This is a genomic window from Lebetimonas sp. JS032 (assembly GCF_000523315.1).
GTDB lineage: Bacteria > Campylobacterota > Campylobacteria > Campylobacterales > Nautiliaceae > Lebetimonas.
Genome location: NZ_ATHS01000001.1, coordinates 1,103,836 through 1,127,426, shown reverse-complemented (window position 1 = coordinate 1,127,426; position 23,591 = coordinate 1,103,836). Strand labels below are relative to the sequence as shown.

Sequence of the window (23,591 nt, the reverse complement as noted above, 5' to 3'; positions counted from 1 at the left end):
AATTTCATTTTACATTTTACATTTTCAATTGTATAATTACATTTGCATATTCTTGTCTTTTGAAAATGCTTTTTTAAGCACTTTCAAAATAGGAGTATGCAACTTAATGAAAAATGTAAAATGGAAAATGGAAAATGGAAAATGAAATAAGGAGAATTTATGAGAGAATATTTATTTAGCAGCGAAAGTGTAACTGAGGGCCATCCTGATAAAATGGCTGACCAAATCAGTGATGCAATACTTGATTATATAATTGAAAGAGACAAAAATGCAAAAGTTGCCTGTGAAACACTTCTTAGCAATGGATTTTGTATTATTGCGGGAGAGCTTAAAACTACAACTTACGCCCCTATGCAGGAAATTGCAAGAGAGGTGGTAAGGGAAATCGGATATACAGATGCAAGATTCGGATTCGATTACAGAACTGCTGGGGTATTAAACGGAGTTGGAGAGCAAAGTCCGGATATCCGCCAGGGGGTTGAAAAAGGAGAAGAAATAGGAGCGGGCGATCAGGGCATGATGTTTGGATATGCATGCAGCGAAACCCCGGAACTTATGCCACTTCCCATAATGCTTGCCCATAAACTTACAAAAAGACTGGCGATTGCAAGAAAAGAAGCAATAGTTCCATGGCTGAGACCGGACGGAAAAGCTCAGGTTAGTGTAAAATATGTAAACGGAAAACCCGTAAGTGTTGAAAAAGTCGTTGTATCCACCCAACACGAACCAGACGTTAACTATTCTGAAATAAAAGAAGCTGTTATTGAAGAAGTTATAAAAAAAGTAATTCCTGCAAGTATACTAAGCAAAAATGTTGAGTATTTCATAAACCCGACAGGAAAATTTGTAATAGGTGGTCCTCAGGGGGATGCGGGACTTACCGGTAGAAAAATTATCGTTGATACATACGGGGGGGCGGCACCTCACGGCGGAGGGGCATTCAGCGGAAAAGACCCTACCAAGGTTGACAGAAGCGGGGCATATGCCGCAAGATATGTAGCAAAAAATTTGGTTGCTGCGGGGGCTGCCGAAAAAATAACTGTTCAGATTGCTTATGCAATTGGAGTGGTTGAACCTGTCAGTATTTATATTGATTCACACGGCACGGCAAAAGTAAATGAACAAAAAATTGAAGTTGCAGTTAGAAAAATATTCAATTTAACCCCCAAAGGAATAATTGAAACACTTGATTTACTTAAACCGATTTATAAAAATACCGCAGCTTACGGTCATTTCGGAAGGGAAGAGTTTTCATGGGAAAAAACAGACAAAGTTAAAGAGATAAAAGAATTTTTAAATCTCCATTAATTTTTCTTTTTTATTGAAATAAACAAAAAGGGCTGTTATGAAAAAATCACATTTACAAAAATATCCTGACAGTGAAGGTTTTTTCGGTAGATTCGGTGGAGCTTATATTCCTGATATATTAAAAGATGAATTTGACAAAATCACAAAAGCTTATCTTAAACTTAAACACTCTCATGATTTTATAAGTGAACTCAGAAGAATTCAAAAGCATTTTCAAGGCAGACCAACGCCAGTGTATCATGCGAAAAGATTATCCGATGCCTTAGGAGGCGCACAGATATATTTAAAAAGGGAAGATTTAAACCATATGGGGGCACATAAACTAAACCACTGCATGGGAGAAGCCCTCTTGGCTAAATATTTGGGCAAGAAAAAACTGATTGCAGAAACCGGGGCCGGACAGCATGGGGTAGCACTGGCAACGGCTACTGCATATTTCGGACTTGAATGTGAAATACATATGGGTGAAGTTGATATCGAAAAAGAACACCCCAATGTTGTAAGAATGAAAATACTCGGTGCAGAAGTTGTTCCAGCAACACACGGGTTAAAAACACTTAAAGAAGCGGTGGACAGTGCGTTTGAAAGTTATGTAAAACAGCTTGACACTTCTTTATATGCAATAGGAAGTGTTGTTGGTCCCCATCCGTTTCCTATGATGGTTAGGGATTTTCAAAGTGTTGTGGGATTTGAGGCAAAAGAGCAGTTTTTGGAAATGCTTGGATTTTTACCCGATAATGTAGTTGCATGTGTAGGAGGCGGAAGCAATGCTATGGGAATATTCAGCGGATTTATTGATGATGAAGTGGAACTTTATGCAGTGGAACCTTTGGGAAAAGGTACAAAACTCGGAGAACATGCAGCCACATTAATGTATGGGGATGAAGGTGTGATTCACGGATTTAACACATTAATGCTAAAAGATGAAAACGGAAACCCTGCCCCTGTTTATTCAATAGCAAGCGGACTTGATTATCCGGGAGTGGGGCCTGAACAGGCATTTTTAAAAGAAAGAGGCAGATTAAATATTGCAGCAATAACCGATGAAGAAACCGTTGATTCGTTTTACGCTTTAAGCCAGTATGAAGGAATTATTCCGGCCCTTGAAAGTGCACATGCCGTTGCATATGCTATGAAACTGGCAAAAGAAAAACCAAACGATACAATTTTAGTCAATCTTTCAGGAAGAGGTGACAAAGATATAGATTTTGTAGTGGAAAATTACGGAATAAGAAATATCAAACTTTAACTTTCTGCTACAATTATGCCTAAAAAGGCAGTTTATGAAAAGTAAATTTAATGTTTTTCTTCTTTCTTTTGCCCATTTGACACACGATATTTACACTTCTTTTTTAGCACCTGTTTTACCGCTTTTAATTCAAAAACTTGGAATCAGCGTTACTGAAGCGTCACTTCTTGATGTTGTGAGAAGAATTCCCGCTTTATTTAATCCGTATCTTGGTTTATTGGTTTCAAAAAAAGATTTAAGAATTTTTACAATTCTTACACCTGTTAGCACAGCTGTTTTTATGAGTTTAATAGGAATAGCACCAAATTATATTATTTTACTGATTTTACTTTTTTTAGCGGGAATTTCAGCCCAGATTTTTCATATAGCAACCCCGGGAATTGTAAAAGAGGTTACCCCTAAAATGGGTTTTGGTATGAGTATGTTTATGGTCGGGGGAGAGCTGGCAAGAACCATAGCTCCCTTGATTGCAACGGCGGCAATAAGTATCTGGGGACTTGGAGGACTGTTAAAAACTGTGTTTTTTGCTTTTTTTGCATCAGCTTTTTTATGGTGGAAATTAAAGGATATAAAAGGCAATTTCAAACCGAAAACAAAACAAAAAGCGAACTTTAAAATCTTTATAGAATATAAAAAATTTTTTCTGATAATTTCCGGTTTTATATTTTTCCAGAGTTTTGCAAAAATATTTTTCGCTTTTTATCTTCCTCTGTTTTTAACACATACGGGTGAGAGTTTAAACAAAGCAAATATATCTTTAAGTTTTTTTCAGTTTTTCGCAATTCTTGGTACTTTTCTTGCAGGAAACATAGGAGACAGATTAGGATATAAAAAAACATTGATTATTTCAACACTTATAGCAATATTTTCAATGCCCCTTTTTATTTATTTTCATTTAATTTATCTGCCTTTAATACTTTTGGGACTTAGCCTCTTTTCAACCGGGCCTGTGATGCTTTCTATCATCCACCACCAAAAAAATTCAACCGCTCTAAACGGTGTTTATATGATGCTTGCATTCCTGATACCGGCAATTGTTACATTTTTAATAGGTGTTTTCAGCGATTTAATAGGGCTTGAGAGAGTGGGAATTTTAAGTTTTATGTTTTTGATAATAAGCTTAATATTTGCGTATAAAATAAAAAGATAATTTTTGACATTAACTAAATAACGTAAAAGTAAAAATATGACAGCGTAGCGGAATTTAGCGAAAATTTTGCGTTTAAAAAATTGCACCGAGCCCTTAGGGCCTGCGTAGCTGTTTGCAATTTTTAGTAAAATTTGAGCGGTGCGTTAGCAAAATGAAGCTCTGAAGCTGTCATATTTTTATCTTTGTAGTTATTTTTTTATATTATAACCATTTAGTCAATATCCATTATCCATTTTCCGTTTAATTTAGTCGATTTTCAAAATACTTAAAAACGCCTCCTGAGGAATATTAACCTTTCCGATTGATTTCATTCTTTTTTTACCCTCTTTTTGTTTTTCAAGCAGTTTTCTTTTTCTGCTTATATCCCCTCCGTAACATTTGGCGGTAACGTCTTTTCTTAATGCTTTTACAGTTTCACGGGCAATTATTTTATTTCCAACACTTGCCTGAATAGCCACTTCAAATAATTGCCTTGGAATTAATTCTTTCATAACTTTAATTAACTCCCTTCCCTTCCTCTCAGCTTTTTCTTTTGGAACAATAATACTAAGGGCATCCACAATTTCCCCGGCCACCCTTATATCCATTTTAACCAAATCGCCTTCTTTGTATCCAATTGGTTCATAATCAAAACTTGCATATCCACGGGTGAGTGTTTTTAATTTATCGTAAAAATCCGTAACAATTTCATTCAAAGGAAGTTCATATTCCAAGAGTACCCTCTCGGGAGAGAGATAATCCATTTTTAACTGAACTCCTCTTTTGTCATTTAAAAACTGAATTAAATTTCCTATATATTCACTGGGAGTTAAAATGGTGGCTTTTACATAGGGTTCGTAAATTTTTTCTATTTTATTTGGCGGAGGGAGGTCTGATGGGTTTGAGATTTCTATTTCACTTTTATCAGTCAGTTTTACTTTATATGTAACACTAGGAGCTGTTGCAATAAGTTCTATTCCAAATTCCCTCTCAAGCCTTTCTTTTACAACCTCCATATGAAGCAGACCCAAAAACCCCACCCTGAACCCAAAACCGAGTGCATGTGAAGTTTCCGGCTCGTAAGTAATAGACGAATCATTTAATTTTAATTTCTCAAGAGCGTCTCTAAGTTCGTCATATTTATCGGTATCTATCGGGTAAATCCCTGCAAATACAAAACTTTTCGGCTCTTCAAAAGGGGCAGCCGGCTCGCTTGCAGGTTTTTTGGCGTTTGTAATGGTGTCTCCTACCCTGATATCGGCTACATTTTTAAGCCCCATTACAACCACTCCGACTTCACCTGTTTTAATTTCGTCGGTTTTAAGTTTTTTAAGAGGATGTGGATAAAAAAGGTCTAATACTTTATGTTTTTTACCGGTCCCCATTACCAAAACTTCATCACCTTTTTTGATAGACCCGTCAAAAACCCTAACTAAACAGATAGCCCCTAAATAATTATCAAACCAGCTGTCATAAATCAAGGCTTTTGCAGGGGCGTTTTTATCCCCTTTTGGAGCAGGAATTCTTTCTATTATTGCATCAAGAAGCTCTTCTATTCCTATTCCTGTTTTTGCGCTTACAAATATCGCCTCACTTGCGTCAATACCTATGGTCTGCTCTATCTCTTCCGCCACTCTTTCTGGTTCGGCACTCGGAAGGTCAATTTTATTAATTACAGGAATAATTTCGAGATTATTTTCAACAGCCATATATACATTTGCAAGCGTCTGGGCTTCAACCCCCTGTGTTGCATCCACCACCAAAAGGGCACCTTCGCTTGATTTTAAAGATTTACTCACTTCATAAGAAAAATCCACATGTCCGGGAGTGTCTATAAGATTTAAAATATACCCTTTATATTCAAGCCTTACACTCTGGGCTTTTATAGTAATCCCTCTTTCTTTTTCTATATCCATTGTATCAAGAAGCTGATCTTCTTTTTGCCTCTCATTAATTCCGCCCGTAAATTCTATAAGTCTGTCGGCCAGCGTGCTTTTTCCGTGGTCAATATGGGCTATAATAGAAAAGTTCCTAATAATATCTTGCATTAAATGCCTTTTTTTAATGCAATTATATCATTAAAAAAACTTATTATTCAGATATCTTATAACTGAAAAAATAACAATTGAAACTATAATCATTAATGCGGCAACAGGCGCTGAATAATTCAGTCCGAAATTTATAAACCTGTCATATATCAAAACAGGCGCCACCATCGGATGATATGCAATAATAACAACAGCACCGAATTCTCCGAGCCCCCTCGCCCACATCAAAAGCATTCCGTTAATTAAATCCTTTTTAGCCAGAGGCAAAACTATTTTATAAAATGTATAAAAAAAAGAGGCTCCAAGAGAGCGGGACACATTTTCTATTTTAGGGTCAATATTTTTAAACCCCTCTTTTGCAGAATTAATCAGATACGGTGATGATAAAAACATCATAGCGGCCATTATACCCGTAGTGGAATCGACAAAACCGAGCCCCAGTTTATCCAAAAAATTTTCAATATTTCTTGTCCCAAACGTCATAAGCAGTGCAATACCGGCAGCGGTATGCGGCACCATTGTTGGAATGTCTATAACACTCTCAAGCACACTTTTTCCAAAAAAACTGTTTCTTGCAATCAGATAAGCTAAAGGCACCCCTGTAAAAAACACAAAAAGTGTGGAAAAAAATGAAACTTTCATTGTTAAAAAAATAGAATTTATCACTTCTTTATCGTTAATTGTTTGAATATACCCGGCTAAAGAAATACCAAAGATTAATTTACATAAAGGAAGCGTTAAAAAGAGTAATATAATAAGACTTAAAAATATAAAAACTTTTTTCATCCACACTCCTAAATAAATACAATATCTTTTTTATCAAAACATAAAAATACCTGCTCTCCTTTTTTCAAATCAAGTTCTTTAAAATAATTTTTAGATATTTTTATAAAAAACATTTCCCCATTAACATTTACATAAATTTTATAATGGTCGGTAATACCCATAATTTCATCTATATATCCTTTAAAACAGTAATCATATTCTTTTTTTTCTCTTGTTATATAAATTAAATTAGGGTCAATCGAAAAATATTTATGAGAATTCTCAAAACCTAATAAAGACAGCTCAAAAATATTTTTAAATCCGAGAAATTTGGCAACTTCCAAAGAATCGGGAGAATTTAAAACTTTTTTACTCTCATCAAACTGCAAAAGTTTCCCTTTTAAAATTATTCCTATTTTATCGGCTAAATAAGAAGCTTCCCTGAAATTATGCGTTACATGAATTACAGAAATATTGTATCTATTTGGCAGCTGTTTTAAATTTTTCATTATTTCATTTCTTAAAGTCGGGTCAATCGCACTCAAAGGTTCGTCCAGAAGCAGTATTTTAGGCCTTGAATATATTGCCCTTGCAAGTGCAATTCTCTGTTTTTCACCTCCGCTTAAATTTACAATTTTTCTTTTTAAAAGGTGCTTTAAATTTAAAAAATTAATTAAATCATTAAACAGTTTATTGTCTTTTCCTTTAAATTTTTCAGAAAAACGGATATTTTTTTCAACATTTAAATTTTTAAAAAGCTGAAAATCCTGATATAAAAACCCGAAATTTCTTTTTTCAGGAGGAAAATTCGTAATATCCATGCCTTCAAAATAAATTTTTCCCTCAATTCTGTGAAAACCGGCGATGGATTCAAGAAGCAGGGTTTTCCCGCTTCCTGTTTTTCCAAGCATAACAACATATTCTTTATTATTTACATCAAAAGAAACCTGATTTAAAATAAAATCGCCTTTTTTTAAAAAAAGATTTTCAACTTTAAGCATTCTTATCCTAAAAATTTATTTTTAATCCACTCTTTGGCTTCTCCCACATTTTTAAATCTGTGTGATTTTGCAATCTGCTCGTTTCCTTCATAAAATCTCACTCTTATTCCGTCCTGAACTTCATCTATTTTAATTCTTGATATCCTGTTTTTGTTTATATAAACCCTGTCATTTAATTCTACAAACATTTCATCTCCTTTAATATTTTTTGATTAACCAAAAGCACATATAAAAACATATACTTCACAAATAAAACTATACCATAAACACCGGCCGTAATTTTTTTTTATTTTGAAAAATAAAAATATTATTTTTCATCGGTAACCTTTTTATATAGGCAGTTTTATAATTATACATTTTATTTAAAATATATGCACATTTGATGCTTTAAAAATTAAATATACGTTTGTTTTTTCTTGTAAATTCAATTTCTCATATGAATTTAATGTAATAAGCACAGCAAATTTTATATCATTTACATCAACTATTAAATCCACTAAAAAACCTTTTTTTTCTAACTTTTCAATAAATCCGTAAATACAGTTTTTTGCGGATTCTTTTTCACAGCCGGATTTGGATACTATGATATCTTCCGGACGAATAGAAATTTTTACATTTTCCCCTATATCTGCATCATCTATGGAATACAGCTTGAATCCGTCTATTTCTAATACGCTCAAATTATCTTCTTTATCAATAACTTTGGCATTTAAAATATTTGTTCCTACAAAATCGGCAACTTTTCTGTTTTTCGGTTTTGAAAACATTTCTTCGGGAGTACCAACCTGTAACACTTCTCCAAATCTCATCAATACCGTTTTATCAGCCAGTGTCCATACATCTTCAAAATCATGGGTTACATGCAATACGGTGGTATTATATTTTTTAGCCGCCTCTTTAAGCAACTGTCTCATTTCTTTTTTAATTTTATAATCGAGAGCGCTGAAAGCCTCATCCATTAAAAGAAGCTGTGGTTTTACTATTAAAGCTCTTGCTATACTTACCCTTTGCATCTCTCCCCCGCTAAGTGTTAAAGGTTTTCTTTTTAATAAATGGTCTATTTTTAAAATTTTGCTTATTTCATTAATATCTTTATCGTTTTGTGTTTTATTTTTATTGTGTTTTTTCAATCCGTACATTATATTTTCGTATACATTCATATGGGGAAAAAGAACATAATCCTGATAAACTATACTGATGTTTCTGGATTCAATCGGTTTATCCGTTATATCTTCATCATTCAAATATACTTTTCCGCTTTTAGGCTTATAAAATCCCGCAACTGTTTCAAGCAAAATGGATTTACCGCTTCCGCTTGGCCCTATTATTGTTACATATTCCCCTTTTTTTATGCCGAAATCAACGTTTGTTAAAGTAAATTTTCCTAAAGTTATATTTATATTTTCAATCTTTAAAAACATTTTCTTTTCCTTCCATATATTCAACGGACAATATTGCAACAAATGAAATAACAATAAGCACGATACCGCTGGTAATAGCCATTCCCATATTTCCATAAGAAATATTTAAAAACAGCGTTATAGGAAGTATTTCCGTTTTCATATAAGAACCCCCCGCTAAAATCAAAACCGCTCCAAATGCCCCCATTGATCTTGCAAAAGTTATAATTGCCGAAGCATATATCCCGTTTCTTATCAAAGGGACCAATACATTTTTAAACGTTTCAAATTCGCTATATCCCAAACTTCTTGAAACATATTCATATCTTTTGTTAACACTTTCAAACGATGAATAAATAATTCTGATTCCGTAAGGCAAAGCGGTAAAAAATTGCGCTACTACAATGCCCGCTTTTGTAAAAACAATCTGAATCCCCAATTCATCAAAAAAATCTCCGACAAACGTTTTGCTGAAAAGTAAAAGTAAAGAGAGTCCCAATACAAGTTCGGGAAAAGCCATCGGCAAATTTATTATTGTTTTTAAAATGGATTTGCCAAAAAAATCATATCTTGACAAAGCGTAAGCGATAGGAACAGAAAAAATCAAAACAAAAAAAGTTGATAAAAGAGACGTTATAAGAGATAATTTAATAGAAAAAATCATTTCTTCGGAATGCAAAGCATTAATAATGTCTCCTATTTTAGGAACAAAAAACAGGCTCAAAACAGCAATCAAAAGTAAAAAAGTAATCAATAAAGACATACTTATGCTAATTGTTTTAAAACTGAATATTTTCATATTTCAAATCCCCATTTTTTCCAAATTTGTTTTGATTTACCAGAAGAGAGATAATTATTAAATTCATTGGCAAGTTTTTTATTTTTACTCATTGTTCCAACTGCAGTAGGTATTGTTTTAATTATATTTTCATTTTCAGGAATTTTAATAATTTCCAATTTCCCTTTCTGTTTTGCCCAGGAAACCATATCTTCCCACATTATTGCAGCGTCAGCCTGTCCCATTACCATATATATAAGCAATTGATTAACAGTCCCAGCATACATTGCAATATTTTTTTTGACATTTTCATAAAGATTATTCTTTTTTAAAATTTTTATACTGACTTTTCCTATAGCCGTAGCCCTCGGGTCACCTAAAATTATTTTAATATCAGGACGAGTTAAATCATTAAGAGTATGAATATTTTTTGGATTTCCTTTTTGAACCACTAATACGGGAATATGTTTTGTTATTATTTTAACGCTTTTTTTATCAACTAAATTTTTATTTAAAGCTTCTTTTGTATAATAATAAGCGCCCGGAATAAACACATCGCAGCCGTTAGTCTGTAAAATTGAAAAAAGTTCTCCCGAACCTCCGTAATGAATATCTATTACTGCATTATTTTCATTTTCAAAATTTTTCACTATTTCATTTATCGGCTTTATAAGCCCCGCTCCCGCGCAAATTTTTATATGTTTAATATCAGCTGAAAATATTTCGGTTACTAAAACTAAAAATATAAATAAAATCTTTTTCATTTTTCCTCCTTTTTATGCATTATTTGCATATTTTTTGTTATAAAAAAAGAAAAAAGGGATTAACCCATAATTTATAAATTAATAATTTTTTAATATACTGTCATCGCCTTCAATTATAGGAGGATTTATTACACCCTGGCCGTTTTTTTTCATTATTGCCTGACCTTTGGGAGAAAGAACATATTTTACAAATAAAACAGCACCTTTTTCATGAGGAGGAAGTCCTTCTTTTTTATTTTCCACAACTGTTATTCCGTAAACCATAGGAGCGCCTTTTTTTACAATATAAGTTCCCGGTTTTTTACCTGTAACTTTAAAACTAGCTTTTTTATAAAAGTTAGCATATTTTTTATCACCTAAATTAATTTGAGGAGGCAAAGTAATAAATTTTAAATGATGCTGCATTGCAACAGATTTATAAATAAACAGATAATCAAACGCTCCGGCTTCAAGTAATCCCAATAAATCTGTCTCTTTCGGTCTGACAACTACTTTATTTCTGTTTTCCTCACCGTTTTCATAACTGTCTCCGTAACCGAACAGTTTATTAAAAAATTCAGGCCTGTTGTAATACATTCCTGCAAGCTTTGCAACAAGCATTGTCCTGTATCCGCAAGGGTCTAAATTAGGATTGGAATGCCCCACTTTTACTCCAGGTTTTAATAAAATATCCATCCAATTATTTGAATTTATTTTATCAGCATATTTTGAATGCGGCGTATAGGCTATAATCATTTCATTTGTTGCAAACAAAGCATTGAATTTTGCATATTTTGGTCTTAATAAATTATCTATCACTTTATAATCCGCACTCGCCATTACATCGGCTTTTTTATGTAAATCAGTAATTTTTCGAGCACACGCCCTGCTTCCGGCAGCTTCCCTTACCACATCATACTGAGGATATTTTTCTTCAAATTTTTGTTCAATCTGTGAAAACGGGACACTTAAACTTCCGGCATGGAATACAACTATTTTTTTACCAAAGGCAAATAAAACGATGACACTGAAAATTAAAGCAAATTTTTTCATTTCTTCTCCTTTTATTTATGTAAATTTTGCATATTTTACTATATAAAAAAAATAAAAATGTCTTTTATATGACAAAAATGCATATTTTTTTATGCATTTTTTGCATATTTTTTATGAGATAAATCCAAAAAAGTAATAAAAATAAACAGACTAAAAAATTAGTCTGTTTTTAATCTTTGCATTTTTCGGCAAGTTCTTTGTCTTTGCCTTCTTTAACAATTTTTTTGTAATAAATAGAATGTAAATGTTTAAGCTCATCCTCACTTTTACAACCGTCTATCATACTCTCAATTGAACCTTTAATGGCAAAAAGAGACATATATAAATGAGTAAAAAAGAATGCAACAATAAATAATGCCAATGTTAAATGAATAATAACAGCTAATCTTAACAAATCTATCTGATATAAATTCAGTTTTCTAAGGAGGGCTATGTCGAAATCCTGAAAATACATCATTACACCTGTTATAATCATAACAATTCCGCCAAACATAGCAAGCCAATACCACATTTTTTGACCAGCATTAAATTTACTTGCAGGGATTTCCTGTTTTCTTTTAACCAAATAACCTCCAAGTATCATCATCCATTTAATATCCCAAAGTCTCGGAAGCATTTCTTTAAACCACATTACAGTCATAGGAATTACAACCAGTGCAAATAAAAATGCCCCTATGTCATGCAGATATCTCATAAATCTAATAGGAGTACCTCCTCCAAAAAATTTAGCATAAATAATAAAAAATCCTGAAGGGACCAATAAAATAAATGCCAAAGCAGCTATCCAATGTATAATTCTCTGCCATGTCGGAAAAATTAAAAATTTTCTTCCTTCATGGGAAAAAATTTTGGGACCTACAATCAAATAATGAAGCAAAAAAACTGCAGGCACCGCTATTAAAACAACTAAAAATAAAATTTTGCTCCAGTGTGTCTGTAAATATAAAAACAGTTCTCCATATTTATGCCAAGAAGGGATTGCTTCTATCAATTCAGGAGAAATCAATCTACTCCCAGGATGCTCGGGAGCCTGATTTGGCTCCACTAAAGGAACAATCCCGGCATATAAAAGAGAAAAACTTATTACGCTAAATAGCGGTAATTTTTTCATAACAACTCCTTATTTATACGCCTGATCCCATCCGTATGGAGTCATAGGCCCTTTGCCTTTAGCTGCGTCTCTTTCTCTTATTATTTTAGAAACGCTCTCGGCATCCCCAACAATTAATGCATTAGTAGAGCATACCGCAGCACACATAGGTACTTTTCCTTCTGCAATTCTGTTTTGACCATATAACTGATACTCTTTTTCAGAAAAAGTGGGAGCAGGACCTCCAGCACACATTGTACATTTATCCATAACTCCCCTAATTCCAAATGCACCGTCTCTTGGAAACTGAGGAGCACCAAAAGGACAGGCGTATAAGCAATAACCACATCCTATACATTTATCTTTGTCATGAAGTACTATTCCGTCTTCTCTGATATAAAAACAATCGACCGGACAAACTTGTGAACAAGGTGCGTCGGTACAGTGCATACAGGCTATAGATACTGAAAATTCTTTATCCTCAATTCCTTCATTTAATGTAACTACTTTTCTTCTGTGAATACCCACAGGCAGTTCATGTGCTTCCGCACAGGCTATTGTGCAGGCATTACATTCAATACATCTGTCTTCATCACAATAAAATTTCATTCTTGCATATTCATACATATCTTACTCCTTATGCTTTCTCAATGCGGACTAACCCCGCTTTTGTTTCAGGAATTTGGGTAACAATGTCGTATCCATAATTAGTTACTGTATTTGCACTCTCACCGATTGCATACGGTTTTGTGCCTTCCGGATAATTTTCGCTCATATCAACACCTTGCATAATACCAGCCCAATGATAAGGCAAGAAAATTCTATCCGGTGCTACTGCATAAGTAAATCTTGCTTTTACTTTGATTTTTGTTCCCTCGGGTGAGTGAATCCAAATCATATCTCCGTCATTAATTCCATAATTATAAGCAAGTTCTGGATTGATACTTACAAACATTTCCGGAGCTAATGCAGCAAGATATTTACTGCTTCTTTCTATAAGTCCGGCACCGCTGTACATTACAAGTCTTCCTGTTGTAAGAATAATTGGGAATTCTTTTGCCCAGTCGGTTTTTTGAATAGAAATAAATTTAGTATCAACTCTATATTGGTCTTTTTTATCAGGATATGTTGGATATTTTTTAGCCAAATCATATCTTGGTGTATGAAGCGGCTCTCTGTGCATTGGAATTTTATCAGGGAATGTCCATACATATGCTCTTGCTTTTGCGTTACCGTATGGTGCAACTCCGGCTTTAAGAGCATATTTTGCAATTAGTCCGCTTAAGTCGACTTTCCAGTTTTTACCCATAATAGCTTTTTCTCTCGGTGATAATCTGATACCGAGAACTTTTTCAATATTGTCTTTTGTAAGTTCTGGATATCCTCCTTTTACTTTCGCACCTTTAATAGTTGCATGAGGTCCTGCCAATAAATCTTGACCTTTATATTCAGTTCCAAATCTTGCCCTGAATCCCATTCCGCCTTCCATTACAGGAATATCAATGTTATATAAAACAGGGCTTCCTGAATGGTATTCTGTCCAACAAGGCCATGGCAATCCGTAATATTCGCCTTTCATCGGACCAATACCTTTAAGAGTTACTTCATCAAACATATGCCAGTTTTGCTGATGTCTTTTAAGTCTTTCAGGTGTCCAACCGGTTAAACCGATAGTTTTAATGGTTCTTGCAATTTCTCTTGTTGCATCTTCTGGCCATTTGAATGAATTTTTAACTTTTACGGCTTTGCCGTTTTTTACACCCATCATCATACCGCTTACAAATTCTTTGTAAAATCCGAATTTTTTGGCAAATGTAAACATAATTTCTTCATCGGTTTTAGATTCATAAAGCGGATCTACCACTTTGCTTCTCCACTGAGCTGTTCTGTTTGTGGCGGTAACACTACCTTCACATTCAAACTGACTTGCTGTTGGTAAGATATAAACATTGTCTTTTTTGTTTGTAATTACAGCAGCCTCATTTGCAAAAGGTTCGGCCACAACCAATAAATCCAATTTATCAAGAGCTTGTTGTACTTTTGCTGTCTGGGCAATAGAAGTAATACCGTTACCCTGAACCCATAAAGCCCTGATTGGAGTTTTTTGATAAATTTTTTCTTCCTGTAATACACCTTGCCACCATTTAGCAAGAGTGAATCCTTTTGTATGCATCATTTTTGGAGTGTCAAATCTGCTTTGTAACCATTTAAAATCAACTCCCCAGTTATGTGCAAAATATTTCCAGCTTCCTTCACTTAATCCGTAATATCCCGGTAATGAATGCGACAAACAGCACATATCTGTTGCACCCTGAACATTATCGTGTCCTCTTAAAATGTTACATCCGCCACCAAATTTACCCATATTACCTAAAGATAACTGTAAAATCGGCGCCATTCTTGTATTAGAAGAACCGATTGAATGCTGAGTTAGACCCATTGCCCAAATTAATGTTCCAGGCTTACTTGTAGTGTACGCTCTTGTAATTTGGATTAATGTATCAACATCAACACCTGTTACATCGGCAGTTCTTTCAGGAGTCCATTTTTTTGCTTCTTCTATAACATGTTCCATTCCAAACACTCTGTCTTTAATAAATGATTCATCCTGCCAGCCGTGTTTGAATATTAAATGAAGCATTCCATACATAAACGGAATATCGGTTCCAGGTCTTACCCTTGCATATAAATCTGCTTTTGCGGCAGTTTTTGTATATCTTGGATCGATAACAATTAAAGTAGCATTATTTCTTTCTTTTGCTTTTAAAATATGTTTAAATCCTACAGGATGGTTTACTGCTGGGTTTGCACCAAATATAATAATAGCTTTAGAATTTTGAATATCTCCCAAATGGTTTGTCATAGCGCCATAACCCCATGTGTTCGCGACCCCCGCGACTGTTGCGCTGTGTCATATCCGCGCTTGGTGATCTATATTGTTAGTACCCCACATTGCGGCAAATTTTCTAAAATAATAAGCCTGCTCTGTACTCATTTTTGCAGACCCTAAAAACATTGCCGCATCAGGACCGCTCTCTTTTCTGATATTTAACATTTTTTCTGAAATTTCGTTAACAGCCTGATCCCAACTGATTCTTTGCCATTTTCCGTTAACTTTTTTTAACGGATGTTTAACTCTTTTTTCTGTTCTGATGACATCGATTGAATCAATACCTTTACAGCAGTGGCTTCCGTGACTGATCGGATGGTCTTGAGCAACCTCCTGTCTTACCCACACACCGTTGTAAACTTCTGCTATAATTCCGCACCCAACTGAACATGTAGTACATACAGTTTTTACTTTTTTACTACCTGGGTAAGGGCTTTTTAATTCTTCTTCGCTTGCATCTCTAAGAGCCGGTGCAGCGTTTAGCATTGTTGCACCCGCAACTCCAGAGAGTGCAGCCATTTTTAAAAACGCCCTTCTGCCCACTCTAACGTTTAATTTTTCTTGTGAGCTCATTTTCTCTCCTTATATTGCATTTTTGTAATAAATTTCCCAATTTTTGGTTTTTCTGTAGAGAATCTCTTTTTTAGGGGAATGTCCTTTTACAACCCCGTTTCCAACATCTTCATCGTCGGCTTTGGCAAAAACCAACGTTGAAGAAGCCACGCTCAATGCACCGACACCAAGTGCACTTTTTAAAAAGCTTCTTCTTTTCATTTTCACTCCTTTTTTGGATTTATCTCATATAGAGATAACGGCAGGGCTCATAAAGCTCTGCAGATATCTCTATACGTCATCTTCCACATCCCCGCCTTCTTCCAAATTACAAACAAGATTTTTTTCTTTTTTCTTTTTAGCTTTTCTTATTCTTGCCTCTTCATCCTGAACGGTTTTAATATCAATTTTTTTGGAAACTTTCTCAATAGTTGGTTTTGGTTTTTCAAGATACATTCTCTCTGTTTCTATAAAAGCTTTTAATACCACGGCTGCATCTTTATAAAGATTTGAAGCAGTATGCATATAAACATTTTCAATAAAATCATCAATAAAAGTATTTAAAACATCAAATGTTTTCTCCTCAAGCCAAACCGCTTTTTCATCTCCGTTTATTTTTTCTAAAATCAAATAATGCATAAACGGCAAAATAAAGCCTATATCATCTTCTGTATCAGTAAATTTTTCATTTTTTCTGAATTTGGACGATAAAACAATATCAACCATTTTAACCCTCATTTTTCCATTTTCTATCTCTTCATCATAATAAGAGGCTGTAGTAGGAACAGGGTCGTTTGCCAAATCATAAAAAATATCATCATATTCCTGAATTAATTTATTTTCATCAAAATTTTCAATAAAATGAGCCAGCGCCTCTTTTGAATTCGGTTCAAGCGCATTTTGATATAAAATTTTTGCAGCTTCTTTCACTCCTTCAAATCTTTTTTCATCATCAAAAAATGTAAACAGTTTTGAAAAAAAGCCGTAATAAAAGGCTCTGGCTTCTTCTAATTGTTTATTTTCCATTGGTTTTCCTTTCTATATATTCATTGAACAACAGTTTCGATTTGCATTCAGGACAGCAGTAAATGGATTTTTTCTTTAATTCATCTGTAAAAATAGGTAATAACTGTGCCGCAATTCTCTCAATCGCTTTTTTGGGAGCAAACGGTTTTCCACACATTATGCAATAAAACGGTTCGTCTTTTGCCATTGTTTTCTGTCTGAAAAAGTCTTTATTTAATTCAAGCTTATCAGGAATTACTTTAAGGCATTTTTCAGCACATGCAACCTCGCAGTATCCGCAGGCAGTACACATAGAAGCATCAAATTTTAAAGTGCCGTCTTCATCATGGGCGGTTAATGCCCCGACATTACAGACGCTCACACATCCCATACACAAAGTACATTTGCTTTCATCAATTTCTACTTTTCCGTAATGGATGAAATTATTATCTTGCAAATCGATAATCCCTAAATCATCATTTTCAATTAAATGTGAAAGTCTGATTGAAAAAATCTCCCTTTTATTTAAGTTGTTTTCATTTATCATATATTTTGCTTCAGGTATTTTTTCTGCTTCATACAAAAGTTTCTCAGCTTCTTCAGGATTATCGGTAAATAAAACGGCATTTTTCCCAAATTTTCTGTTTGAAATCTCATTTATTAATTTAATGGCCTCTTTTTCACCTTTTGAAAAATTATCATTTAAAAACACTATTTGAACCCCGCTGTCCTGAAACAGAGTCAATAAATGAACCTCATCCAAAAATTTTCTGCCTTCTATTACAAAAGGAATTACATTTTTAGGCAATTCAATTTCCAAATTTTTTACCATATCCTCCGGCACGATAAAAGGAATAAATCCGCTGAAAATTTTAGAAATTTCATAAAAAGAATCTCTTGGAATTGCGCTGAAATCCAACGCACCGCTCGGACAGACACTTACACATCCGCCGCATCCGTCACAGTCAATATGTGAAAAAACAAGCTCTTTTGTTTCATCGTCTTTTATAATGGCATTAGTTGGGCAAACATTAGCACAATTTCCGCATGTTTCTTCTAATACCCTGTGATGATACTGACATACATCTTTATTGTATGTTACATAATTTCTGTATTCATAAATTCCTACTCTTTTTCTGATTATTTCTTTTGCTTTTTCCACACCTATATCAGACGGGTCAACTATTCCTCTTTGTTTAAAGGCAATTTCAGGGGCGTTAAACCATATTGCCTGGTCAACTTCCAAATCAATTGATTCATTTCCTTTTTGAATTGTAAATTTCAAATTTTCTATTGTTCCACTGATATCTTTTATCCATTCAGGAAGGGAATAATATTTCTCAAGTTCTTTTAAATCATCAAAATTCTCCGCTTCTTCTTTATTCCCTATAATTAAAAGCCTGTTTTTAACTTCTTTTTTATATTCGTTAAATTTCGCATAATCTAATTTTATTCCCCTGATTTCATAAAGTTTATTTATTACATCAATTTTTTCCAAAATATGTGCTTTTGAATGTTTAATATAAAAATTAATTTCAGGGGCATAAACTATCGGGTTTGTTTCTTTTGAATTTGATATAATTGTAGGAGTATTTGAATCGTTTATTACAATTATATTTTCACTTAACGGAAAATCCAAAGGTTCAGTTGTATAAAAAGCATATTCAATCATTTGCAGCCTTTTAATTTTTGATTAATGCTATTATAACACCAAAAAGCTTAAAGTTAGCTTAAAAAGTAAAATTTTTTAAAAGGTTTGTTTTGAAAAAAATTTTTTTAATTTTAATTTTGATAATTATTATTATTTCTTATATTCTTTTTTCAGCTCCAAAAAAATATATAATCTCATCTTCACTTCCTCTTAGCGGTATAATGAAAAACATGGGAGAAAGTATAAAATATGGAACATTGGCATATTATAATAATTTCAGTATTCCCGATAAAGAAAAAATTAAATTTATTTTTAAAGATGATAAATACGAACCCGATTTAATGAAAACGAATATTATAAATTTTTATAATAACAACTCATTTCTGTTATACGGCCTCACAGGAACCCCTACGGTAAAAGCGGTTTTACCTTTTGTGAATGAACATTCAATTTTCGTTTTTGCACCTTTCACAGGTGCAGAATTTTTAAGAAAAAATAAAAATGTAGTTAATTTTAGAGCATCTTACAAAGATGAAATTGAACACATTATAAATTATCTGTTAAAAAAACATATAAATAAAATTTCTCTTTTATATCAAAATGATGATTACGGTGATGAAATATATCTTCATTTATATGATACATTAAAAAAACACAAACTTTCATTATCAAGTGTGGGAACATATGAAAGAAACACATATTTGATTGATTCAGCCTTAAATTCAATCTCTTCTTCAAAACCGCAGGCTATTATTCTCGGTTCAACCGCGGAAATAGCGGCTCTGTTTATTAAAAATTACAGAAAAATAGATAAAAATGTTTTATTTATTACAATTTCTTTTGTTAATCCCGACAAACTTATATCTTTGACAGAAAATAAAAACAATATTATTTTTTCAGAAGTTGTTCCCTATTATAAGGCAAATATAACAGAAGCCAAAAATTATCTGACATCTCTACACAGATTAAATCCAAAAACAGAGCCGACATTTTACGGATTTGAATCATATCTTGCAACAAAAATTTTAATTAACGCATTTAATCATTTAACATTTCCCTATACACCTGAACATTTAAAAAAAATTATAAAAAAAACACCCAAAAACATTCTTAAAGGTATTCCGATTGAATATAAAAACAATCAGCTTTTAAACAAAACATATTTATATAAGTATAAAAACAATGTTTTTAAAGAAATACAATGATAAAAAAATTTATAAAAACCGGTTTTTTAAATAAAACAAAACTTATTGTTTCAATAATTTCGATATTGCTTTTAAGTATTATTTTTATGTCCCAGTATACTATATTTTCATTTAAAAACGATATTGACATACTTTTTCAGAAAAGACTTGTTTCATCTGTAAAGCTTTCTCACATAAAAGATTTATATAAAATAAATATTTATGAAACCATAAATCAATATAAAAGAAAAGAAATCGGTTTTAAAGAAGCAAATAACGTTATAAAACTCGCAAATATTTTAATACAAAAAGAGTGGAATAGCTACCTAAAAACAGAATCAATACCAAAAAACACATTTGAATATCTGATATTCAACAATATAAAAACACTGAAAAAAGAGATTGACAATAAATTAAACAAATTTTTAACAACAAGAGAAATCAACACTCAAAAACTATCTAATAATATAAATCTAATTAATATTTATTTATCAAACCTGATTAACATAAACCTCAAAAAAGCAATAATTCAAAAAAACAACACAGATAAAAAATTCTCTTTTGCCCTGAAAGCTTCAATTATAAACATCATTATTGTATTTATCATTACAATTACATTAATATTTCTGATTATTGAAAAATTTAAAAATATCAATACATTACTTGAAAAAAAAGTTGAAGAAAAAACCAAAGAATTACAAATAATGAATAAAACACTTGAAAAAAGAATAGAAAAGAAAATTAATGAAATCAGGAAAAAAGATAAAATTATGTTCCAGCAGAGTAAATTAGCAGCAATGGGGGAAATGCTTCAAAATATAGCACATCAGTGGAGACAGCCTCTTGCAAATTTATCCATGATTATCGAATCTTTTCAGATTAAAAACGAATTTGGAAAACTTGACAGCAAATATATTGAAAACAAAACAAAAGAAGCATTGATTATTGCAGAAAATATGTCAAAAACAATAGAAGATTTCAGAAATTTTTTTAAACCCGATAAAATTAAAAAAAGATTTTCTTTAAAAGAATGCTTAGAAAAAACTCAAAAACTACTTTCTTTTATTCTACAAAAAAATAACATTGATTTAAAAATAGATATTAAAAAAGACATTAAAATTTTAGGCTATCCGAATGAGCTTTCGCATGTATGTATCAATTTTATAACAAACGCCATTGAAGCTTTGATAAATTCAGATATAAAAGAAAAAAAGATATTAATAACGGTAAAAGAAACAAAAAAAGATATAATTATAAGTATAATAGATAATGCGGGCGGAATAGATGAATCAGTAATGGATAAAATTTTTGAGCCCTATTTTACCACTAAAACAAAACAGCAGGGAACCGGTATAGGGCTTTATATGGCGGAACAGATTATATCCTTTATGGAAGGAAAAATAAAGGCAAAAAATATAATTCATAAAATGTGTACGAAAAAATTTTACAAATGTGCAATGTTTGAAATCATTTTGCCAAAGGCAAATAATGAAAAATTATGATATTTTGAAAAATTTTAACATTTTATATATAGAAGATGATAAAAATTTATTAAACACTTTAGGTGAAATTCTTAAAGATTTTGTTAAAAAAATATATCTGGCAAGCAATACACAGGAAGCTTATAAAATATTAAAAGAAAACCATATAGATTTAATTATAAGCGACATTTTAATAGAAGATAAAAACGGAATTGAATTTATCTCTTTTTTAAAAAATCAGGGTTTTAAAATTCCTTTTATTTTAACAACCGCCTATACCGAAACAGATTATTTACTTGAGGCAATAAAAGAAAAAGTTTCAAATTACTTAGTAAAACCGATAAAAATAAAAGAATTATTGGACAGTATTTATGAAACACTGCTTCCTAAATACCAAAAAAAAGAATTGGAAAACTCTACTATTTTATTTAAATTAGCTTCTTTAGTGTGCGAAAGCAAACAATTGGAAGTTATAAAACTTATAGTAAATTCTTTGGATGATAATTACAATTTTTCACTATCCTACCCTGAAATAATGAAAAGAATTGATATCAGCAAACCTACCTTGATAAAACTGTTTAAAGATTTGCAGGATAAAAATATTATTACAAAACTGCCAAAGAGAAAATATAAATTAAATGTTGATATAATTAATCATCTTTTTAATTCTTCTTCTTAGGGCCTTTTAATTTTTTTAAAAACAGCTCTTTAAACCTTTTATTGGCAAATTCCTGAATTTCACTTTCCAATTCTTTAAAAATTTCAATATACTCCTTTGCCTTGGGAGTTAAATATGTGCCGCCTTTTACACCTTTTTCTACGGTTACCAGTTCATCATCAAGGTTTTTCTGAAGTGTTTTGATATGCGACCAGGCTTTTTTATAATTAAGTCCCATTTTCTCAGCCGCTTTTGCAATCGAACCTTCTTTTTCAATTAATTCTAAAATTTCAGTTTTTCCTTTTCCAAACAGTAATTCACCTTTTTGATTTTCTATCCAGACTTTTGTTTTAATAAAAGCACGTGGACGTTTTTTTTCTTTAAAAACACCCAGTTCGCAGTATATTACTTCAAATCCGTTATCTTTTATAGCACTTCTTACTTTTTTCAGATTATATTTTTCGGCAAGTTTTCTTGCATCTTTGCAAAAAACCCTTTTTTTATCATCACTCAGTTTTTCAAGCTCTTTTACAATCTCTTCTTCATAATTGTCCGTAAAATCAAGCCCTCCAAACTGTCCGAGACCGCAGTCAGTAATCCTAACCCCCATTTCATCAGCCGTCTTACCTACAACGATAGGTTCAACCCCAGCTTTTTTAGCCACAACATAAGCTTTTGCACAAGTTAATTTATTTTCATCGTTTTTATATTTTTCTATTAATTCTTTTATCATACCTGCTCCTTAAACAACAATTCTGTAATCATGGGTATATACATTCATTTTATCTCCCCTTGCAAAACCCACAAGCGTCAAATTAAATTTTTCAGCTATTTTAAATCCGAGGCAGGTTGTAGCTGTCCTTGAAATTAAAACGGGTATTTTATGCATAACCGCTTTTACCACCATTTCACTGCTGAGCCTTCCGCTTACCATCATAATTCCATTTTGCGGATTAAATTCATTTAAAATAGCTTTTCCCACCGCTTTATCAATAGTAGAATGCTGGGCAATATCTTCTGCGTCAAAATAGTTATTTTCATCAAAATAAATTCTTGCAGTATGCACACATCCGGTTTGTTCGTACAGAGGGCATGATTTATAAAATTCATCCATCTGTTTTGAAATTTCACTTGCTTTTATTTTAAAATCACTCTCTATTTTTGCAGCATCTATTTTTGCAGGGTCAATATCTAAATTTGCACTGATACTTTTTCCGCATCCGCTTACTATTATACCCTCTTCACTTAGCTTTTTAGCTTTTTCTTTATTTATTTTTGCCTTTATATCAACAATCAGTCCGTCTTTTTTTAATTTTAAATTTTCTATATCTTTAATATCTTTTATAATCCCCTCACTTATCAAATATCCTATCGCCAGCGCTTCCTGGTCAACAGGGGTAGCCATCATTGAAACAATTTTTTCATTGTTTACATAAATATCCAATCTGATTTCCCTGATTAGGGTATCATTGAATTTAAATTTTTTATCACCTTTAATTTTTGTAATTTCAAAATTATATGTAGCATCCATTTAAACTCCTTTAAAAGTATTATACAAAAAAATAAAATTAAATATGACCGGAAAAGAAGAAGGGCTTTTAGGAGG

At 32.3% G+C, this 23,591-nt stretch carries 22 protein-coding genes; 6 read left to right on the top strand and 16 right to left on the bottom strand.

Going from position 1 to position 23,591, the window contains the following annotated elements; genetic code table 11:
* The first annotated feature begins 159 nt into the window (after positions 1-159).
* Genes metK through DZ65_RS0106345 form a run of 3 tightly spaced genes read left to right on the top strand, consistent with a single transcriptional unit; the run spans position 160 to position 3,707 of the window.
* A complete protein-coding gene (gene metK / locus DZ65_RS0106355) occupies positions 160-1,308 on the top strand; it encodes a methionine adenosyltransferase (RefSeq protein ID WP_024791373.1) in 1,149 nt (382 codons plus the stop codon).
* A gap of 37 nt (positions 1,309-1,345) precedes the next feature.
* The gene (trpB, locus tag DZ65_RS0106350; protein ID WP_024791372.1) at positions 1,346-2,557 is read left to right on the top strand and encodes a tryptophan synthase subunit beta; all 1,212 of its coding nucleotides are present in this window, start codon (positions 1,346-1,348) and stop codon (positions 2,555-2,557) included.
* 34 nt (positions 2,558-2,591) lie between these two features.
* On the top strand, positions 2,592-3,707 hold the full coding sequence (locus tag DZ65_RS0106345; RefSeq protein WP_024791371.1) for an MFS transporter: 1,116 nt from the start codon (positions 2,592-2,594) through the stop codon (positions 3,705-3,707).
* Between the two features lie 245 nt (positions 3,708-3,952).
* Here the strand turns inward: DZ65_RS0106345 and lepA are convergent, their stop codons facing one another.
* The 14 genes from lepA to DZ65_RS0106270 all read right to left on the bottom strand — a co-directional run bounded on the left by lepA (position 3,953) and on the right by DZ65_RS0106270 (position 18,683).
* Entirely contained in the window at positions 3,953-5,734 is a 1,782-nt protein-coding gene (gene lepA / locus DZ65_RS0106340) for a translation elongation factor 4 (protein WP_024791370.1), read from the bottom strand.
* Positions 5,735-5,764: 30 nt separating this feature from the next.
* The gene (locus DZ65_RS0106335) at positions 5,765-6,520 is read right to left on the bottom strand and encodes an ABC transporter permease (RefSeq protein ID WP_024787809.1); all 756 of its coding nucleotides are present in this window, start codon (positions 6,518-6,520) and stop codon (positions 5,765-5,767) included.
* An 8-nt stretch (positions 6,521-6,528) separates the two neighbouring features.
* Entirely contained in the window at positions 6,529-7,500 is a 972-nt protein-coding gene (locus tag DZ65_RS0106330) for an ATP-binding cassette domain-containing protein (RefSeq protein ID WP_024791369.1), read from the bottom strand.
* Positions 7,501-7,502: 2 nt separating this feature from the next.
* Positions 7,503-7,688 (bottom strand): hypothetical protein, encoded by a 186-nt coding sequence (locus DZ65_RS0106325; RefSeq protein ID WP_024787808.1) that lies wholly within the window; start codon positions 7,686-7,688, stop codon positions 7,503-7,505.
* Positions 7,689-7,862: 174 nt separating this feature from the next.
* Positions 7,863-8,921 carry an ABC transporter ATP-binding protein gene (locus DZ65_RS0106320; RefSeq protein WP_024789940.1) on the bottom strand — a complete coding sequence of 353 codons (1,059 nt, stop codon included), beginning with the start codon at positions 8,919-8,921 and terminating at the stop codon, positions 7,863-7,865.
* The gene (locus tag DZ65_RS0106315) at positions 8,905-9,699 is read right to left on the bottom strand and encodes an ABC transporter permease (RefSeq protein WP_024791368.1); all 795 of its coding nucleotides are present in this window, start codon (positions 9,697-9,699) and stop codon (positions 8,905-8,907) included. The genes DZ65_RS0106320 and DZ65_RS0106315 overlap by 17 nt, the downstream gene beginning before the upstream one ends.
* Positions 9,696-10,442 (bottom strand): molybdate ABC transporter substrate-binding protein, encoded by a 747-nt coding sequence (modA, locus tag DZ65_RS0106310; RefSeq protein ID WP_024791367.1) that lies wholly within the window; start codon positions 10,440-10,442, stop codon positions 9,696-9,698. Before modA ends, DZ65_RS0106315 begins: the two co-directional genes overlap by 4 nt.
* A gap of 78 nt (positions 10,443-10,520) precedes the next feature.
* On the bottom strand, positions 10,521-11,474 hold the full coding sequence (gene wtpA, locus DZ65_RS0106305; RefSeq protein ID WP_024791366.1) for a tungstate ABC transporter substrate-binding protein WtpA: 954 nt from the start codon (positions 11,472-11,474) through the stop codon (positions 10,521-10,523).
* A 169-nt stretch (positions 11,475-11,643) separates the two neighbouring features.
* Entirely contained in the window at positions 11,644-12,585 is a 942-nt protein-coding gene (locus DZ65_RS0106300) for a formate dehydrogenase subunit gamma (protein ID WP_024791365.1), read from the bottom strand.
* A gap of 9 nt (positions 12,586-12,594) precedes the next feature.
* The gene (gene fdh3B / locus DZ65_RS0106295; RefSeq protein ID WP_024791364.1) at positions 12,595-13,191 is read right to left on the bottom strand and encodes a formate dehydrogenase FDH3 subunit beta; all 597 of its coding nucleotides are present in this window, start codon (positions 13,189-13,191) and stop codon (positions 12,595-12,597) included.
* A 10-nt stretch (positions 13,192-13,201) separates the two neighbouring features.
* A complete protein-coding gene (locus tag DZ65_RS11310) occupies positions 13,202-16,027 on the bottom strand; it encodes a formate dehydrogenase subunit alpha (RefSeq protein WP_255327426.1) in 2,826 nt (941 codons plus the stop codon).
* A gap of 9 nt (positions 16,028-16,036) precedes the next feature.
* On the bottom strand, positions 16,037-16,228 hold the full coding sequence (locus DZ65_RS0106280) for a twin-arginine translocation signal domain-containing protein (RefSeq protein ID WP_173391341.1): 192 nt from the start codon (positions 16,226-16,228) through the stop codon (positions 16,037-16,039).
* Positions 16,229-16,297: 69 nt separating this feature from the next.
* Entirely contained in the window at positions 16,298-17,032 is a 735-nt protein-coding gene (locus tag DZ65_RS0106275; protein WP_024791360.1) for a molecular chaperone, read from the bottom strand.
* Entirely contained in the window at positions 17,022-18,683 is a 1,662-nt protein-coding gene (locus DZ65_RS0106270) for a 4Fe-4S binding protein (RefSeq protein WP_024791359.1), read from the bottom strand. The genes DZ65_RS0106275 and DZ65_RS0106270 overlap by 11 nt, the downstream gene beginning before the upstream one ends.
* 89 nt (positions 18,684-18,772) lie before the next feature.
* Here DZ65_RS0106270 and DZ65_RS0106265 point away from each other — a divergent pair, with 89 nt between their 5' ends.
* From DZ65_RS0106265 to DZ65_RS0106255, 3 genes are read left to right on the top strand one after another with little or no spacing between them, the layout of a single operon-like run.
* Positions 18,773-19,867, top strand: a complete 1,095-nt coding sequence (locus DZ65_RS0106265) for an ABC transporter substrate-binding protein (RefSeq protein ID WP_024791358.1) — start codon at positions 18,773-18,775, stop codon at positions 19,865-19,867.
* On the top strand, positions 19,864-21,348 hold the full coding sequence (locus tag DZ65_RS0106260; RefSeq protein ID WP_024791357.1) for a sensor histidine kinase: 1,485 nt from the start codon (positions 19,864-19,866) through the stop codon (positions 21,346-21,348). The genes DZ65_RS0106265 and DZ65_RS0106260 overlap by 4 nt, the downstream gene beginning before the upstream one ends.
* Positions 21,335-22,006: a response regulator gene (locus tag DZ65_RS0106255; RefSeq protein WP_024791904.1), complete on the top strand. Its 672-nt coding sequence runs from the start codon at positions 21,335-21,337 to the stop codon at positions 22,004-22,006. Before DZ65_RS0106260 ends, DZ65_RS0106255 begins: the two co-directional genes overlap by 14 nt.
* Here DZ65_RS0106255 and DZ65_RS0106250 read toward each other — a convergent pair.
* Together DZ65_RS0106250 and fdhD are read right to left on the bottom strand one after the other, a co-directional pair.
* On the bottom strand, positions 21,990-22,718 hold the full coding sequence (locus DZ65_RS0106250; protein ID WP_051428196.1) for a winged helix-turn-helix domain-containing protein: 729 nt from the start codon (positions 22,716-22,718) through the stop codon (positions 21,990-21,992). The genes DZ65_RS0106255 and DZ65_RS0106250 overlap by 17 nt on opposite strands.
* A 9-nt stretch (positions 22,719-22,727) precedes the next feature.
* Complete coding sequence (fdhD, locus tag DZ65_RS0106245) at positions 22,728-23,516, bottom strand: formate dehydrogenase accessory sulfurtransferase FdhD (protein ID WP_024787793.1); 789 nt, start codon at positions 23,514-23,516, stop codon at positions 22,728-22,730.
* Between the last annotated feature and the right edge of the window lie 75 nt (positions 23,517-23,591).

Excerpts from the sequence above, each read along its gene's own strand:
- metK (WP_024791373.1), top strand. The coding sequence starts at position 160 with ATGAGAGAATATTTATTTAGCAGCGAAAGTGTAACTGAGGGCCATCCT.
- trpB (WP_024791372.1), top strand. The coding sequence starts at position 1,346 with ATGAAAAAATCACATTTACAAAAATATCCTGACAGTGAAGGTTTTTTC.
- DZ65_RS0106345 (WP_024791371.1), top strand. The coding sequence starts at position 2,592 with ATGAAAAGTAAATTTAATGTTTTTCTTCTTTCTTTTGCCCATTTGACA.
- lepA (WP_024791370.1), bottom strand. The coding sequence starts at position 5,734 with ATGCAAGATATTATTAGGAACTTTTCTATTATAGCCCATATTGACCAC.
- DZ65_RS0106335 (WP_024787809.1), bottom strand. The coding sequence starts at position 6,520 with ATGAAAAAAGTTTTTATATTTTTAAGTCTTATTATATTACTCTTTTTA.
- DZ65_RS0106330 (WP_024791369.1), bottom strand. The coding sequence starts at position 7,500 with ATGCTTAAAGTTGAAAATCTTTTTTTAAAAAAAGGCGATTTTATTTTA.
- DZ65_RS0106325 (WP_024787808.1), bottom strand. The coding sequence starts at position 7,688 with ATGTTTGTAGAATTAAATGACAGGGTTTATATAAACAAAAACAGGATA.
- DZ65_RS0106320 (WP_024789940.1), bottom strand. The coding sequence starts at position 8,921 with ATGTTTTTAAAGATTGAAAATATAAATATAACTTTAGGAAAATTTACT.
- DZ65_RS0106315 (WP_024791368.1), bottom strand. The coding sequence starts at position 9,699 with ATGAAAATATTCAGTTTTAAAACAATTAGCATAAGTATGTCTTTATTG.
- modA (WP_024791367.1), bottom strand. The coding sequence starts at position 10,442 with ATGAAAAAGATTTTATTTATATTTTTAGTTTTAGTAACCGAAATATTT.
- wtpA (WP_024791366.1), bottom strand. The coding sequence starts at position 11,474 with ATGAAAAAATTTGCTTTAATTTTCAGTGTCATCGTTTTATTTGCCTTT.
- DZ65_RS0106300 (WP_024791365.1), bottom strand. The coding sequence starts at position 12,585 with ATGAAAAAATTACCGCTATTTAGCGTAATAAGTTTTTCTCTTTTATAT.
- fdh3B (WP_024791364.1), bottom strand. The coding sequence starts at position 13,191 with ATGTATGAATATGCAAGAATGAAATTTTATTGTGATGAAGACAGATGT.
- DZ65_RS0106280 (WP_173391341.1), bottom strand. The coding sequence starts at position 16,228 with ATGAAAAGAAGAAGCTTTTTAAAAAGTGCACTTGGTGTCGGTGCATTG.
- DZ65_RS0106275 (WP_024791360.1), bottom strand. The coding sequence starts at position 17,032 with ATGGAAAATAAACAATTAGAAGAAGCCAGAGCCTTTTATTACGGCTTT.
- DZ65_RS0106270 (WP_024791359.1), bottom strand. The coding sequence starts at position 18,683 with ATGATTGAATATGCTTTTTATACAACTGAACCTTTGGATTTTCCGTTA.
- DZ65_RS0106260 (WP_024791357.1), top strand. The coding sequence starts at position 19,864 with ATGATAAAAAAATTTATAAAAACCGGTTTTTTAAATAAAACAAAACTT.
- DZ65_RS0106255 (WP_024791904.1), top strand. The coding sequence starts at position 21,335 with ATGAAAAATTATGATATTTTGAAAAATTTTAACATTTTATATATAGAA.
- DZ65_RS0106250 (WP_051428196.1), bottom strand. The coding sequence starts at position 22,718 with ATGATAAAAGAATTAATAGAAAAATATAAAAACGATGAAAATAAATTA.
- fdhD (WP_024787793.1), bottom strand. The coding sequence starts at position 23,516 with ATGGATGCTACATATAATTTTGAAATTACAAAAATTAAAGGTGATAAA.